Origin of the sequence: Microbacterium oxydans (assembly GCF_900095745.1) — a bacterium.
In the GTDB taxonomy this organism is placed as follows: Bacteria; Actinomycetota; Actinomycetes; order Actinomycetales; family Microbacteriaceae; genus Microbacterium; species Microbacterium oxydans_B.
Genome location: NZ_FMIR01000017.1, coordinates 325,739 through 341,339 on the forward strand (window position 1 = coordinate 325,739; position 15,601 = coordinate 341,339).

General features: G+C 70.5%; 10 protein-coding genes. 4 read left to right on the forward strand and 6 right to left on the reverse strand.

Annotated features, from left to right (window positions below; genetic code table 11):
* Positions 1-825: 825 nt before the first annotated feature.
* Together BQ2383_RS11880 and nudC are read right to left on the reverse strand one after the other, a co-directional pair.
* On the reverse strand, positions 826-2,547 hold the full coding sequence (locus tag BQ2383_RS11880; protein ID WP_091034075.1) for an ATP-dependent helicase: 1,722 nt from the start codon (positions 2,545-2,547) through the stop codon (positions 826-828).
* Complete coding sequence (gene nudC, locus BQ2383_RS11885) at positions 2,544-3,425, reverse strand: NAD(+) diphosphatase (RefSeq protein WP_091034077.1); 882 nt, start codon at positions 3,423-3,425, stop codon at positions 2,544-2,546. Before nudC ends, BQ2383_RS11880 begins: the two co-directional genes overlap by 4 nt.
* Before the next feature lie 64 nt (positions 3,426-3,489).
* Between nudC and BQ2383_RS11890 the strand changes: the two genes are divergently transcribed.
* The gene (locus BQ2383_RS11890; RefSeq protein ID WP_205828953.1) at positions 3,490-4,860 is read left to right on the forward strand and encodes a hypothetical protein; all 1,371 of its coding nucleotides are present in this window, start codon (positions 3,490-3,492) and stop codon (positions 4,858-4,860) included.
* Here BQ2383_RS11890 and BQ2383_RS11895 read toward each other — a convergent pair.
* Together BQ2383_RS11895 and BQ2383_RS11900 are read right to left on the reverse strand one after the other, a co-directional pair.
* Entirely contained in the window at positions 4,806-8,333 is a 3,528-nt protein-coding gene (locus BQ2383_RS11895; RefSeq protein WP_244176004.1) for an ATP-dependent DNA helicase, read from the reverse strand. The genes BQ2383_RS11890 and BQ2383_RS11895 overlap by 55 nt on opposite strands.
* Positions 8,297-11,518: an ATP-dependent helicase gene (locus BQ2383_RS11900; protein WP_091034544.1), complete on the reverse strand. Its 3,222-nt coding sequence runs from the start codon at positions 11,516-11,518 to the stop codon at positions 8,297-8,299. Before BQ2383_RS11900 ends, BQ2383_RS11895 begins: the two co-directional genes overlap by 37 nt.
* Before the next feature lie 140 nt (positions 11,519-11,658).
* Between BQ2383_RS11900 and BQ2383_RS11905 the strand changes: the two genes are divergently transcribed.
* Both BQ2383_RS11905 and BQ2383_RS11910 read left to right on the forward strand, forming a co-directional pair.
* On the forward strand, positions 11,659-11,883 hold the full coding sequence (locus BQ2383_RS11905; protein ID WP_091034081.1) for a DUF3107 domain-containing protein: 225 nt from the start codon (positions 11,659-11,661) through the stop codon (positions 11,881-11,883).
* Between the two features lie 7 nt (positions 11,884-11,890).
* Complete coding sequence (locus tag BQ2383_RS11910; RefSeq protein WP_091034084.1) at positions 11,891-12,178, forward strand: hypothetical protein; 288 nt, start codon at positions 11,891-11,893, stop codon at positions 12,176-12,178.
* 28 nt (positions 12,179-12,206) lie between these two features.
* On the opposite strand, the gene BQ2383_RS11915 is transcribed toward BQ2383_RS11910, so the two are convergent.
* A complete protein-coding gene (locus BQ2383_RS11915; protein WP_091034087.1) occupies positions 12,207-12,920 on the reverse strand; it encodes a ferritin-like fold-containing protein in 714 nt (237 codons plus the stop codon).
* A gap of 196 nt (positions 12,921-13,116) precedes the next feature.
* Here BQ2383_RS11915 and BQ2383_RS11920 point away from each other — a divergent pair, with 196 nt between their 5' ends.
* Positions 13,117-14,637 carry a DEAD/DEAH box helicase gene (locus tag BQ2383_RS11920; RefSeq protein ID WP_091034090.1) on the forward strand — a complete coding sequence of 507 codons (1,521 nt, stop codon included), beginning with the start codon at positions 13,117-13,119 and terminating at the stop codon, positions 14,635-14,637.
* Positions 14,638-14,713: 76 nt separating this feature from the next.
* Here BQ2383_RS11920 and BQ2383_RS11925 read toward each other — a convergent pair whose 3' ends face one another.
* Complete coding sequence (locus BQ2383_RS11925) at positions 14,714-15,601, reverse strand: DUF817 domain-containing protein (RefSeq protein WP_091034093.1); 888 nt, start codon at positions 15,599-15,601, stop codon at positions 14,714-14,716.

The following is a 15,601-nucleotide window of genomic DNA, read 5'->3' on the forward strand; positions in this document are numbered from 1 at the left end:
GACCTCGACGGGGGCGGAGGGTGTCAGCACCTCTCCTCCCCCGTCGGGGGCACGCGCGGCAGTTGTCCACGGATGCCTCGACAGCACCCTGCGGCCTCCGGTGTCCCTCCAGAATCGGAGAGATGCCTCTCACACCGCCGATCCTCACGCGCCTCGACCCCAGCGCACCGCTGCTGTGGCGGGACGAGCACACACTGCAGCTCGGCGACGGCGACGGACTGCGCATCGAGGCGGACGCCGCCTGGGTGGAGCTCCTCCTCAGCCGCCTGCGCACGGGTTTCCGCCGCGGGTCGTTCGACGTGATCGCGCACGCCGCCGGCGCACCGCGCGGGGCGGCCAGGGCTCTGCTCGCGCGCCTGGAGCCGGTTCTCCTCGATGAGCCCACCGCGCCCCGCCCGGCCTGGGTCGAGAGCATCGGCATCGACGACGGGCGCAGCGAATACCGCATCCGGGAGGCGCTCACCGATGAGGGAGTCTCCCTCGTCGATCACGGCCACCGACCGGGAGTGGGCGTCGTGCTCGTGCGAGGCGCCGCTGCAGCTCTGCAGTTCGCGCGCCACCTGCGCGAAGACACCCCGCATCTGCCCGTCTCCTTCGAACCGGGCAGGGTGACCATCGGGCCGCTGGTGGTCCCCGGTGAATCCGCCTGTCTCGCCTGCCGCGATGCGCACGCCACCGAGCTCGACCCGGCCTGGCCGCTGCTGCACACCCAGATGATCGACCGTGACCCCGGCCCGATCCGCGCCGCGCAGGTCGCCGAGGCCGGACGCCTCGCAGCCCTGCTCCTCGCAGGCGACCGACGAGCTGACGGGCGCGTGGTGCGCGTCAGCGCGGACGGTTCCCGCGTGTGGCGTTCGGTGACATTTCACGAAGAATGCCGGTGCCGCGGGCTGTGGTCCCCATCTCAGCGAGGAACCTCGACGGAGCACGCTCCCCCCGTCCTGCCGATCTCGACCAGGACAGCGAGAGCGTTCGCGCGGCCCGCGTGACGCCCACGTAGGCCAGGCGCCGCTCTTCGTCGACCGACTCGAAGCTCGTCGCGTACGAGATCGGGAGTGAGCCCTCGGCCCAGCCGGAGAGATGGACATGAGGCCATTCCAGGCCCTTCGCCGCGTGCAGGGTCGAGAGGGTCACCGTCCGCATCGTGGGCTCGTGCTGGTCTTTCGCCCGCGCCATCAGTGCGTCGCTGAAGCTGCGCAGAGTCGCGTCCGGCCCCGCCTCCTCGGCGAGCCGCAGGATGGCGCGTCGCGCCTCCCAGCCGCCGCGCTGGGCCCCGCCGGCCGCCGGCGGCTCTTCGGTCAATCCGAGCTCGCGCAGCACCCGCTGCACCCCGGGCAGGAACCCCTGCTCGGTGGGCGCCACCGCCGCGGCACGCAGCGCCAGGATCGCCTGGCGCACCTCGGGCATCGAGAAGAAGCGGGTCCCGCCCAGCACCGTGGTTGCGATGCCCTCCGCGGCGAGGGCCTGTTGCAGCATCGCGGACTGCGCATGCGCTCGATACAGCACGGCGATCTCCGAAGGGGATGCTCCCGCCGCGATCTGCGCGGAGATGGCTGCGGCGATGCCCGCGGCCTCTTCGCCCTCGGTGTCGTACGCGGTGACGGTGGGGGCGTCGGCGGTGAACTGCTCTCGCGCCGGCATGAGTTCCAGCGCGCCGGGACGACCCTGCATCAGCGCGTTCGCGACGGTGAGGATGGGGGGCTGGGAGCGGTAGTTCGTCTCGAGCCGCACGACCGTGGCGTCGGGATGACGACGCTCGAACTCGAGCAGGAACCGCTGCTCCGCCCCGGCGAAGGAGTAGATGGTCTGGCTGGCGTCGCCGACGACGCAGATGTCGTGTCGATCGCCGAGCCACAGCTCCAGCAGCCTGTTCTGCAGCGGCGAGACGTCTTGGAACTCGTCGACCGTGAAGTGACGGTACTGCTCGTGGACGGATGCAGCGACCCGCGGCTCCGCCTCCAACATGCCGGCGCACGCGAGCAGCACATCCTCGAAGTCGAGTTGACGGCGATCGTCCTTCAGCGCTTCGTAGCCCCGCATGAGCTCGACCAGCTGACCGGCGTCGACGCCGCTGATCGGACGCCCGCGCGCGGCGTACTGCTCGATCGAGAGCATCGAGACCTTGCGCCATTCGATCTCGGACGCGATGTCACGAAGGGTGGCCGTGCTCGGGCGGAGCCGGATCGCATCGGCGGCCTGCCCCAGCATCCGCACCTTGTTGTCGATGATCGACGGCGCAGGCGAGCCGGCGAGCGTCGGCCAGAAGAAGTTGAGTTGCGCGAGGGCTGTCGCGTGGAAGGTCCGGGCGGCGACGCCCTCGACGCCGAGCGCCCGCAGCCGCCCCCGCAGTTCGCCGGCCGCCTTGGCAGTGAAGGTGACGGCCATGACGCGCGACGGCGAGTACGCCCCGGTGTCGACACCGTGCGCGATGCGATGCGTGATGACACGCGTCTTGCCGGTACCGGCTCCGGCGAGCACCACGACGGGCCCGCGAAGGACGGATGCTGCAGCCCGCTGCCGCTCATCGAGGGCATCGAGTGCACTCACGCGTGATCCTCGTACCAGTCGACGATCAGTGCGCGGGCGATCGACGCGTGACCCGGAAGCCCGACCGGACCGTCTCCGGCGAGGGCAGAACCGATCTCGGCGCGCGTGAACCACCGCACATCGATGATCTCCTCGCCGTCTGCGAGCGCCGCGGACTCGTCGTCGACGACGGCGCGGAACCCCACCATGAGCGAACGTGGGAACGGCCACGCCTGCGATGAGATGTAGCGCAGCGACGACAGGCGCACGCCGGACTCCTCCTCGATCTCGCGGTGGACGGTCGATTCCAGCGACTCCCCCGCCTCGGTGAAGCCGGCGAAGCACGAGTACATGCGGCCGCCCCAGTTCGCGTTGGCGCCGAGGAGCAGGCGTTCGCCGTCACGGCTCTCGACAGCGACGATCACAGCCGGATCCGTGCGCGGGAAGTGCTCCCGCCCGCAGACCAGGCAGCGTCGCGACCATCCGCCGTTGCGCAGTTCGGTGCCGCCCCCGCAGGTGGGGCAGAACGGTGCATCGCGGAGCCACCCGGCGAGCGCGATGGCACCGGTGAGCAACTCCGTCTCCTGCCCGTCGATGCGACCGCCGAGATCACGCAGTCCGAGCCAGACCTCATCGGGTGCGGTGTCGAGCGCATCGGTCTCGGGCGGGGCAGCGGCGAGGAGCAGCACGGTGCCGTCGGCGTCGCGGCCGAGGAGAGCCCAGGTCGCCTCGGCCGCGGTGTCGGCGGGGACCCGCAGGAGTGTCGAATCGACGACTCGGACACGCCCCTCGCGGACGACCACCACCCGGGTGGCCGGGTCGTCACGGAGGCGGTCTATGACGTCCGGCTCGTCGCGGAGTTCGGCTGCACGGTCGAGGGACGGGCGCTGAATGGTCATCGACTCCCTCTTTCACGGGCGTGGCGGAGGCGGGACCGCCCCTGAGCCCACCTACCCTGGGGGCATGGGACGCTCTCCATTCACTCTAGCCGCGGCAGTGACCGCCGCACTGCCCGGGGCGGAGGTCACCGGCGCCCGGAGCTTGAGCGCGGACGGCGACGCGCGGTTCGACTCGGCGGTGGCCTCGCTCGCCGACGGCCGTGAGCTCGCGATCCGTGTCGCAGACGATGACGACACCGCGCGTGAGCTCGCTGCCGAGGCACTCGCGTTGCGCGCACTGACCGACGGCGCACGGGCGATGCTCCCCTTCCGCGCTCCCGCCTACATCGGCGAGACCCGACTCGGCGATGCACGCGCCCTCGTGACCGAACTCCTCCCCGGGTTCCAGATCGAAGCCGCGCTGGTGCCGGCCGGGCGTGGCGCCGCCGAATCCATGGGCTCGTCGATCGCCGCCGTGCACGGCCTGCCGACATCGGTCGTCCGGGGTGCAGGGCTCGCCACTCGCAGCGCCGAGGAGAGCCGCGCGGAACTGGATCGCCTGATCGACACGGCCGCTGCCACCGGCCGCGTTCCCGCCCGACTCACGGTGCGCTGGCGCGATGCCGTCGCCGACGACGAGCTGTGGCGTTTCGAGTCCACCGTCATCCTGGGCGGCGTCCAGGCGACCTCGTTCCTGTTCGAAGACGACCCCGAGCGCGGCCCCGAAGTGGTCGGACTGCTCGGATGGCATGGACTCTCCGTCGGCGATCCGGCCCTCGATCTCTCCTGGCTCTCGGCGGCCCCGGACGCCGCCGCCGACGTGCACGCGTCATACGCCCGTGCTGTCGACCGCGCACCCGACAGCGGCCTCGAGGTGCGGGCGCGCCTGCTCGCCGAGCTGGAATTCGCCCGGTGGCTGGTGCACGGCGATTCGATGCGCCGCCCGGACATCGTCGACGATGCCGCCGCCCTGCTGGAGGCACTCGCCGAAGGTATCCGCGACGACGACCTCAACCTCATCGACTCTCGCGGCGTCGGCGTCGACTCCGCCCTCGACGCCCTCGACCGTGTTCCCCAAGACGCCGCCGCGGAGATCGACACGTCGATGCACACCGATGCGTACAACCCGGAAGAGCTGTGGGCGAACGCCCCCGACGACTCGGACCCGGCGCAGACCGAGACCGCATCGCACGACCGGCTCCCGACCACCGGGACCGAAACCGGCCGTCGCCCCGACGAGAGCGCGCACCGGGCGGAGATGCTGAACATCGAGACCGAAGACCTCTCGGGCGTCGCGAGCCTGTTCGCCGGCACCAGCGGCGCCGCCGGAGCACGCGAGGACTCGCACCCCCTCGCCCCGCGCGAGGACACCGACGACGACGGGGAAGACTCCGATGAGGCTCAGCGCGCCGCGCGAGCGGCACTCCAGCGCTGGAAGAGCTCTTCCTCCGAATAGACGCGGTCGCCGCGGATGATCAGATCGTCCGCCACGTAATACAACGCCACGTCGATGTCGTCGAGCGGCACCTCGAATCGCCGATGATAGGCCAGGCGGTAGAGCGCGAGCTGCAGCATCCGCTCGTCGCGCTCCTGTGGTGTGCGCGGCGCCCGACCGGTCTTCCAGTCGACGATCTCGATTCGGTCGCCGCGGTCGGCGCGCCGGTACACCGCGTCGAGCTTGCAGATCACGATGTGGGCCCCACCCCGGTGTTCCGCCTCAGGCAGTCCGGACCCGAGGGCGAAATCGATCTCGATTTCCACGGCGATCGGCTTGAGCGCGCCCCATTCGCTGCGCTCGAAGGTCTCCTGCAGGGCAGCGAGGTCGGCCGCGTCGGCTGACGCGCCCGAGCCTTCTCGGACGGGATCCGGCCCGGTCTCGTCCTCGTCGATCTCCCAGAGCGCCTCGTCGACGCGACTGCCGACTCCGACGAGCTCGGACCGCTGCTCGACCCAGGCGTGGAACAGGGTGCCGAGGCGCGTCTGCCGATAGGGGCGTTCCGGCATGGGGCGCACGATCGACGACAGCGTTCCCGAGAAATCGGTCACGTAGTCCTTGAATCGTGAGGCGGGCACACGCGTCGGGGCCTCGGCATCGGTCCCGCGCTGGCGGGCCGCGCGCTCGGCCAGCAGACGCTCGAGCTCGATCGTCGGCTCGGCCGTCCCGGCCCGCATCGCCTCCTCGACAGACGTGGCGGCTGCGGAGACGACCGCCCTCCGCGCTCCCAGCGGATCGAGCGGCCAGCGAAGCGTGGACCCGGGACCGTCGTACGGATTGTCGTCCGGGTCCACCGTCTCGATCGGCTCGAGGCCACGCACCTCGATCGCCTCGATGAGGAAGGGACTCGGCGTGCGCGGGGCCTTCTGACCGGCCCAGTGCGCACCGCTGAGAAGCAGATCCGTCCGCGCACGGGTGACCGCGACGTAGGCGAGGCGCCGCTCTTCTTGCTGCTGGTACGCACGGTAGGCGTCCTTGAACCGCTTGAGCGCGCCCCCGTGCGGATTCGCTTTCGTCGCACCGCCCGAGAGCGAGGCCTGCGCGAGCTTCTGCCTCTTCGCGGGATCGGCCTCGCCGCCCATGGCCTCGACGGGGTCCCACTCGAACCGCGGCAACGCGTCCCGGTCACCCCGCAGGGCGAACGGCACGACGCCGAACCCGAACCAGCCGGAGGTGTCGGAGACCCTGCTCGGAAGCTCGTCGGCCACCAGCCGGACCACGGCGACTGCATCCCACTCGAGTCCCTTGGACCCGTGGATGGTGAGCAGCTGCACGACACCCGCCTCCGGCGGCTCGGGCCGCGGCATCAGCTCATCCGTGCTCTCGGCCTTGTCGAGCCAGGCGAGCAGGCTGCCGATGCTCCCCCGCTCGTCGGCCGCGAGGAACGCCCGCACCTCGTCGGCGAAGGCACGCAGCTGCGTGGCCGCGATACGTGCGGGGCCCCTGGTCTCGTTGGCCGCGAGCTCGATGTCCAGGCGGAGTTCGAGCTCGATGAGTCGGATCAGCTCCGGGATCGGCTGCGACGAGGCGCGTCGGAGCCGTTCCAGCATCTCCCCCGCTGCTCTGACCCGCGCCCGCCCGTCGGGGGTGATCGATTCGAGCAACCGGTAGTCGTCGCGCACCGCGCGCACCACGTCGACCGCGTCGATGATCGACACCGCCTCGTCCGCGCCGCGGGAAGATCGCAGCCGTGCCCGCACTTCTTCAGGGAGGGGCGCCATCGCGGTGTCGCGCTCGGACAGTGTGCGCCCCAGGTCATAGAGGGCCGCCATGTCGGCGACGCCGACGCCGAACCGGGGGCCGGTGAGCAGGCGGATCAGCGCAGACCCCGCGGTGGGGTCGTGCACGACGCGAAGGGTCGAGACGACGTCGACGACCTCCGGTGTCGCGAGGAGTCCACCGAGGCCGAGGATGCGGTGCGGGACGCCGCGGCCGGCGAGCGCCGCCGCGAAGGTCTGCATGTGCCGTTTGGAACGGAACAGGATCGCGCCGGTGTGGGGAATCGTTGTGTGGCCCGCGCCGCCCGCACGCGCTTCGTGTTCCGCCCGCCGCTCGACGAACCAGTCCGCGACGGCTGCGGCCTCCTCGTCGACCGTGAACGGGAATCTCACGGTGACCGTGCCTTCGCCCGCTCCGGGGCGGGGTTCGAGCGGCGGGACATCGAGCCCCGGCCGCTGCAGCGGCTCGAGCACCCGGTTCGCGATGTCGAGGATGCCCCGGTCGTTCCGCCAGCTCGTCATGAGGCTGTACGTCGTCGCTGTTCCCGTTCCCGAGAAGGTTCCCGAGAAGGCGTACAGGTTGTCGGCGCTCGCACCGCGCCAGCCGTAGATGGACTGGTGCGGGTCGCCGACCGCCATCACCGCGGAATCACGGAAGAGCTCGGCGAGGAAGCGCGTCTGGATCACCGAGGTGTCCTGGTACTCGTCGAGGAGCACGACGCGATGCTGCTCACGGAGTTCAGCGCGGACGTCGGGAGCGGACTCGACGATGTCGTAGGCGCCACTGACCTGATCGGCGAAGTCCAGCACGCCACGGCGTTGCTTCGCATCGATGTAGTCGCGCACCAGGCGTGCGATCGTCGGCAGACTGAGCAGGTTGACCGCCGCCTTCTCGACATCGGCGTTGCCGCGATACGGCTCGAACGCCAGCGCCTGCTCCTCCGCGATCCGCTCAGCCAGGTCGAGGTCGACGCGATGATCGAGGGCGTCGCCCGCGAGCCGCTGCACCGCGTCGATGACCGTGGCGAGCGCGTAGTCGATGTTCTCCAGCTCGGGAAGATCGCTGCGGAGCACGACCTCGCGCGCCAGCATCCACGAGGCTGCCTGGCTGAGCATGGCGACGTCGGGATCCCGGCCGATCCGTGCCGCGTGTTCGCGGACGATGCCGTCGGCGAACGCGTTGTACGTCGAGACGCGCGGCCGGACCATGAGGTCTTCGGCCGATCGAGGCGTCGCCGGATCCCACCCGGTGCCGTGGTGCGCGGCAAGCTCATCGAGCACGTGCGCGCGCACGAGCTCGCGCTGGCGGCCCGGCACCGCCTCGTCGACACGACGCAGTGCCCCCGCGCGCACGATCTCGGGCACGTGCGGCAGAAGACCTCGGCGTCCGTACTCGTCGATGACCGCGAGCCGGTGTCCGATCCGTTCTGCGAGCTCGCCCGCCGCCTTCCTGGTGAACGTCAGACCGAGGATCTCGTCTCGCCGCACGTGTCCGTTCGCGACCAGCCACACCACGCGCCCCGACATCGTCTCGGTCTTGCCGCTGCCGGCGCCGGCGACGACGAGCGCGGGCTCGGGTGGCGCCTCGATCACGCGCTGCTGCGCAGGTGTGGGCGACGGCTGGCCGAGCGCGGCGGCGATATCGGTGGCGGAGATCCCCTCGCCACCGCTCCACGCGGTCACGAGCTCACCGCCGGCACCGTGTGGATGCGACACGGATGCACGCGGCGCTGCGTGTCCGCACAGTGCGACTCCACCTGCGCGGTGAAGCTTGATGCCGACATGCCGCGCGCGGCATCCGACACCCGCCGCAGGAATGCGGAGCGCGATTCGTCACTCAGCGTGTGCTGATGAGCGATGCGATAGTCGCTCTTGGAGAGCGTCTTCGAGACGATCACGAGCCGCGCCCCCGCCAGCGACGTCGGCGGAGCACCCTCGACGAGCCCCTCCTGGACCGCGACCTGATAGGCGGCCAGCTGCGCGTGCTCGACGACGCCGGAGTCGGATTCCGGGTCGTTCTTCCCGGTTTTCAGATCGACGACGACCACCGGGCCTTCTTGACCGCCCGACATCGGCTCCCAGCCGCGCCCGCGGGCGTGGGAATGCTCGCCGGCCGCCGGCGGATAGGCCTCGACTCGGTCGATGTACCCGTGGATGACGGCCTGATTCGCCCGGTCATCCCCCACCGGGTGCACGGTCGGCACAGCTTCGCCCTCCGCTTCCGGCGCCACGTCGACGGCGAAGCGGAACTCCATCTCACTGCCGATCACGCGGCCGCCCTCGCGCCGCACATCGCCGAGATAGGTGTGCAGGCGGTTCACGAGCACATCTGCGCGCCGCCGCTCCTTGCGGCCGATCCACTCGGTCTCGAAGTCGAGCTCGGGCCAGTGCTCCTCGACGATCGCCCGCATCCGCTCCAGGTCGCCGTCGGGAACGCGCTCCATCGCCTCGTGCACGATCGTGCCGATCCCGGCGGTCGGCGGCATCACCGTATCGCCGCCGAGCGCCGAGACGACCCAGTTGAGGCCGCACTCCTCATACGACTCCATCTTCGACGGCGAGACCCGCGCACCCGTGACCGCGAGATCTCGGAGTGGGGCGTCGCTCGACGCGGGGGTCATTCCGTACCACTCGGCCGGATCGGACCCAGGCACCCCCTCCCGGGCGAGCACGGCGAGCTGCCCGGCGGCGTCGCGTCTGAGCGACTCCGCGTGGGCGGTGGTGAGGCTGCGTCGATGCCGTGCGACCAGTCCGCGCAGGGTGAGAGGATGCTCGGCTGACGCGTGGCGTTCCGGTGGTTCCGGGGCCGGCAGGAACCCGAAGAAGGGACTCGGCGTGAGATCGTCGTCGTCGACCGCCGTGATCAGCAGGCGATCGCGCGCACGCGAGACCGCGCGGACGAACAGCCGGAGTTCGTCGTGGAGTGCCGCTCGCCGGCGATCCAGCACACCCGCGGGCTCGGTGCTGATACCGGTGCGAGCCGCGTGCATCGCATCCGCCAGCCGCCACGTCTGCAGCAGTCCGCCGCGCAGGCGCACGTTCGGCCAGATGCCGTCCTGCACCCCCGCGACGACCACCGCGTCGAACTCCGTTCCGAGGGCGGTCGCCGGGGTCAGGAGCGTGACCCGGCCCGGGCGGTCGGGGGTCGACAGCGAATCTTCGGGGACTTCGCTGTCGAGGATGTCGCGCACGAAGGTGTGCGGCTTCTCGTTCGGAGTGCGCTCGACGAACCTCTTCGCCGCATCGAAGAGCGCGACGAGGGCGTCGAGTGAGCGCGCCGTCTCGGCGCCGGTCGGCACCTGCGAGATCTCTCGCCAGACGACCTGCAGCCGACGACCGTCCACGGCGCGGGCCTGGTCCCACACCCGCCACAGCAGATCGTGGATCGTCTCCCCCTGAGCGGCCGCTCTGGCCGTGGCCTCGATCGTCTCGGCGAAGCGCTCCGCCGTGCGCGACTCCGGCGCATCGATGAGGGTCAGGTGCGACGGATTGGCCATGGCCTGCCGCAGCAGCTCCCGCGCGGGGGTCGCGCCGCCCTGCTCGAGCTCGACGTGTCGGAGCCGCGCGCGGAGTCGCCGCAGTCCGATCGCGTCCATCCCCCCGAACGGGGTGCGCATGGCCTCTTCGAGCGCTTCGGATGTGCGCTCCTCCATCGGGGTCAGCGCCAGCCGGACGATGCCGACGATGTCTCGCACGATGCCCTCGCTGCCGAGCGGACGCTGCACTCCGGCGGCCCGGGTGGGGATCTCCCGGGCGGCGAGCTCGGTCTCGAGGGTCGTCACCTGTCGGGTGTCGTGGGCGATGACGGCCATCCGGTCCCAGCGGATCCCCTCGGCGAGATGCCATTCCCGCATCACACCGGCGATGCGATCGAGCTCCTCGTAGGGCGAGGGGGCGACGAAGGTCGAGACCCGGGCGTCGATCTCCTCCGCTGTCACCGGCACGGGAGCACGTCGATGCTCCACCCTGCCGGAGACACCGATCGCCTGCGTCACGGTCCGCGTGAGGGCGGTGAGCGCCGGCTGCTGGCGATGCGCACCGTCGAGCACATGCACCTCTCCGAGCGCGCCCGCGAGCTGGGCGAACAGCTCAGGGCTCGCTCCGCGGAAGGAACCGGACGAGATGTCGGGGTCGCCGAACGCCAGGACGGCGATGCCGCGGCCACGCAGGCTCCGGACCATGGCGATCCCGCCGCGGGTGAGCTCCTGCGCGTCGTCGATCAGCACCACGCGCAGGGGCGCCAGAGGGCCGAGCGTCGCGGCGTCCGCTCCGTGCAGGATCGTGCTCGCCTCGCTCAGGAGATCGGCCGCGTCGCGGTGCGCGGAACGCAGCGCATCGAGCACCGTCCGATACTCGACCAGGAACTCGGCCGCCGCGGCCCACACATCGTTGCCCGACGCTCGGAGCTCGTCGGGGTGGACACCGATCTCGGTGCACTCCGCCAGGAACGCCCGAAGCTCGGAGCGGAATCCCTTCGATGCGCGAACGGAGGCGCTGAGGGCATCCGGCCAGGGGATGCGCCCGTCTTCCGTGTCACCGGCGAGGAGCTCGGCGATGATACGGTCCTGGTCTGCGCCGGTGAGCAGCGCGGGCGGTTCCGCGCCCTCGCGCACCATCGCTCCGCGGACCAGCTGGAAGGCGAAGGACCCGAGTGACCGCGCCAACGGCCCGGGGGTGGCCTGACCGATGCGCACGCCGATGCGATCTCGCAGCGCCGTCGCCGCCTGACGACTCGGGGTGAGCGCGAGGACCTCTTCGGGTCGCAGCCCCTGCGCGTCGAGCAGATGCACCACACGGTCGACGAGGGTGCGGGTCTTCCCCGTTCCCGGTGCGCCGATGATGACGCCCGATGCCGACGGCTCCGCGGCGATCACAGCTCGCTGCGCGGCATCCGATGTCATGTCCTCCACGCTATCCGGACGCGCGGACATCGGCGTGCGTCCTCGCCTGTGCGCTCAGGGCGAAACCACCGCGGTCGGCCGATCCGGCCCGAGGCGCGCGGGGTAGAGTTGGGCCAGTCCCCGAACTTCAAGGAGCACGCGTGGAAATCCGCATCGGCATCATCAACACCGGCCGTGAACTGAGCTTCGACACCGGCGCGAGCGCGGACGAGGTCCGCACCCAGGTCGCCACGGCGCTGGAGCAGAACTCGACGCACGTGAGCTTCGCCGATGTGAAGGGCAACTCGTACATCGTCCCGACCGCGAACCTCGCCTACATCGAGCTGGGCACCGAGGAATCGCGCCGCGTCGGCTTCGTCGCCTGATCCGACGATGTACATCCTCCTCGCACTCGTCGGGGCGTGCGCGCTGGGAATCGCGGTGCACTTCCTGATCGGTGACCGCGAGCTGCGCGGGGTCGTCCTCGCCCCCGCCATCGCGACGGCCGCATCGGCGATCCTCTACACGGGCCTGCAGTGGCTGGGCGTCGGCGAGGACAGCATCTGGCTGTGGCTCGCGAGCGTGCTCGGCGCCGCCGTGATCGCCGCCGTCGGGACCATGGCCATCACGGCGCTGCGCAAGCGCTCCGACTCGGCGACGAGGACCGCACTGGGCATCTGACCCGGACGCCCCTGGTCCGCGGCGGCCTCTAGGACGCGAGGCCCATCGCATCCATGCGTCGCGCGTGCGCGCCCATCAGCTCGGTGTACACCGGCTCGATGCGGGCGTCGTCGACGTCGAGCAGCTCGGGACGCAGTGCCGAGCGGCAGACGAGGATCGTGTCTCCGACCAGTCGCCGCGCCCACATGGACAGCAGCGAACGCCACTCCTCGTCGCTCTCGATCGTCTCCTGGATGATCGCGACGATCTCGTGGCCGGCGTCGTCCTCCCGCAGGATCTGCGCGACCCGGCGGCCGGTGTCGCCGTAGCTCGAGGCCAGCGCGAGGTAGAAGTCGTCGAGCATCCCTGCGGTGATGTACACCGACAGCAGGGTCTCACGCGGACGCGCACCGATCGTCTTGCGTCGGAACGCATCGAGGTGCTCGCGGAACGGCAGCATCACCTGCGTGGGATCTCCGCCACGCTCGGCGATGACCTCGACGATGCCGCGGTGTTTCGTCAGCGCTGCTCCGGCCGCGCGCGACAGCGACTCTTTCTCGGACAGCTCCGGCGTCGCCCGGATCAGCCGGGTGAGCGTCTCGAAGTACCCCAGCTGCAGGTAAGCCGCCTGGCCGAGGAAACGATCCAGTTCGGGGGCGAGTTCGGCGAAGTCGATGCGCGTGGCATCGCTCTGCTCCCCTCGACTGCGAAGTGCGAGGGTACGCCGCGGCGCGTCTTCGCGCTGCCAGAACCACTTAACCACGAGGTCTTCCTCCCGAGTCCACCACGTCGTTCACAATACCCGCGCTGCGACCTTCTCCCGGGTCCTGACGACCCCTCGGGTAGGCTGGGCGTGTCCCCGCCGTCGGAGCGGGGCCCCGCGCCTGTGGCACAAGAGACGGCGTGGCTCCGTTTACGTGGCGATCCCCCAGGCTCGCCGGACAGGCAATCTGAATAAAGTGACAACTTTCGCCGATCTCGGCATCGATCAGGACATCGTCGACGCGCTCGCCGCCAAGGGCATCGTCGACGCGTTCCCGATCCAGGAGCAGACCATCCCCCTCGGCCTTCCCGGCCAGGACATCATCGGCCAGGCGAAGACCGGAACGGGAAAGACCTTCGGGTTCGGCATCCCCGTCGTCCAGCGCCTCGGCAAGGACCCGGAGCACGGCGTCAAGGCACTCATCGTGGTGCCGACCCGCGAGCTCGCGGTGCAGGTCTACGAAGACATCGACCTGCTCACCAGCAACCGTTCCACCAGCGTCGTCGCCATCTACGGCGGCAAGGCGTACGAGGGGCAGATCGACCAGCTCAAGGCCGGCGCACAGATCGTCGTCGGCACCCCCGGTCGCCTGATCGACCTCGCGGGCCAGCGCCTGCTCGACCTCTCGAACGCGACCGAGGTCGTGCTCGACGAGGCCGACAAGATGCTCGACCTCGGCTTCCTCGCCGACATCGAGAAGATCTTCCAGAAGGTCCCGGCGGTCCGCCACACGCAGCTGTTCTCGGCGACCATGCCCGGCCCGATCGTGGCGCTCGCCCGCCGCTTCATGTCGAACCCGATCCACATCCGCGCGAACGACCCCGATGAGGGCCTCACGCAGGCGAACATCAAGCACCTCGTCTACCGCGCGCACTCGATGGACAAGGACGAGATCATCGCCCGCATCCTGCAGGCCGAGGGTCGCGGCAAGACGGTCATCTTCACGCGCACAAAGCGCGCTGCACAGCGCCTCGTCGATGAGCTCGGCGACCGCGGCTTCAACGTCGGCGGCGTGCACGGCGACATGGGCCAGGACCAGCGCGAGCGCTCGATGGCCGCGTTCAAAGCCGGCAAGCGCGACGTGCTCGTCGCCACCGACGTCGCGGCCCGCGGCATCGACGTCGACGACGTCACGCACGTGATCAACCACACGATCCCGGATGAGGACAAGACGTACCTGCACCGCGCCGGCCGTACCGGTCGCGCGGGCAAGACCGGCATCGCGGTCACGTTCGTCGACTGGGAGGACCTGCACAAGTGGGCCCTCATCAACCGCGCCCTCGAGTTCGGCCAGCCGGATCCGACCGAGACCTACTCGTCGAGCCCGCACCTGTTCGAGGACCTCGACATCCCGCAGGGCACCAAGGGCCGTCTCGTTTCGGCTCCGAAGACCGAGTCGGTCAAGACCGAGCGCACCCGCCGTCCCGAACGGGCTGCGGATGTCGCGGCCGAGGGTACCGAGGAGGGCGGCACGCGCCGCCGCCGGCGTCGCCGCAACAGCACCACCCCGGTCGGTTCGACCTTCGCCGAAGGCGCTGCCGAGTCCACGTCGGACGAGGGTCAGTCCGCGCCGGCAGCCGACCGTGGCGCCGAGGGCGCCGGCACGCACGACGGTGCAGGCAAGGAGCACCACGACGGCAAGCCGGCTCCGGCACGTCGTCGCCGGCGTCGTCGCGGCGGTTCCGGCGCGGGAGCGGCTCCGGTCGCCGGAGCCTGACAGGCCTCAGCACCTCACGAAGGGCGCGTCCTGCGGACGATCATCCGCAGTGCGCGCCCTTCGTCGTGCACCCGGATCAGACCGGCGCTCGAGCAGCCTGCCCGCGTTGCAGCAACGCGGCAGGAACCTGTGGCGGATACACCCACGCGACGAGGACGACCGAGATGATCATGAGCAGGAACCACGAGGTCAGCTTGCTCGGAGACACCGGCTGCCAGCCCTCGGCCTGGTCGGGATACGCCCAGGCACCCGCCCAGGTGCCGATGTTCTCGGCGAGATAGATGAACACGGCGACACCGGCGAAGACGGCCAGGAGCGGTAGCCGGATCGTGCGTCGCCACACGCGGGCGTGCATGACCGTGGGCAGCCACAGCAACACGACGCCGACCAGCAGCACCCAGCGCGCATCCCACCACCAGTGGTGCGCGAAGAAGTTGACGTAGATCGCGACCGCGAGGATCGCCGTCATCCACCGACGCGGATACCTCTCGAAGCCCAGGTCGAAGAGGCGGTAGACGCGCACCATGTAAGACCCGACCGCGGCATACATGAAGCCGCTGAACAGGGGCACCCCGCCGATGCGCAGGAATCCGTCCGCGGCATAGGCCCACGATCCGACATCGGTCTTGAACAGCTCCATCACGGTGCCGGTGATGTGGAAAAGCACGATGACCCACAGCTCGCGACCGCTCTCCAGCCGGAAGACGAGCATCGCCGCCTGGATGAGCACCGCGGCGATCGTCAGCGCATCGTTGCGGGCGAGCGCCGCATCGTCGGGGTACCAGATCCGCGCTGCGACGATCACGACGAGCAGTGCCGCCCCGAAGATGCATGCCCATGCCTGCTTCAGCACGAACACCGCGAACTCGATCAGGCCGGCACGGATTCCGTTCGCCGGGGCGCCGCGGAGGACGCGGTGAGCGATCGCATCGACGCGCCGCTCCAGGGAAGTCGCTCGCTGCAT

Excerpts from the sequence above, each read along its gene's own strand:
- nudC (WP_091034077.1), bottom strand. The coding sequence starts at position 3,425 with ATGACCATTCAGCGCCCGTCCCTCGACCGTGCAGCCGAACTCCGCGAC.
- BQ2383_RS11890 (WP_205828953.1), top strand. The coding sequence starts at position 3,490 with ATGGGACGCTCTCCATTCACTCTAGCCGCGGCAGTGACCGCCGCACTG.
- BQ2383_RS11900 (WP_091034544.1), bottom strand. The coding sequence starts at position 11,518 with ATGACATCGGATGCCGCGCAGCGAGCTGTGATCGCCGCGGAGCCGTCG.
- BQ2383_RS11910 (WP_091034084.1), top strand. The coding sequence starts at position 11,891 with ATGTACATCCTCCTCGCACTCGTCGGGGCGTGCGCGCTGGGAATCGCG.
- BQ2383_RS11925 (WP_091034093.1), bottom strand. The coding sequence starts at position 15,601 with ATGCAGCGAGCGACTTCCCTGGAGCGGCGCGTCGATGCGATCGCTCAC.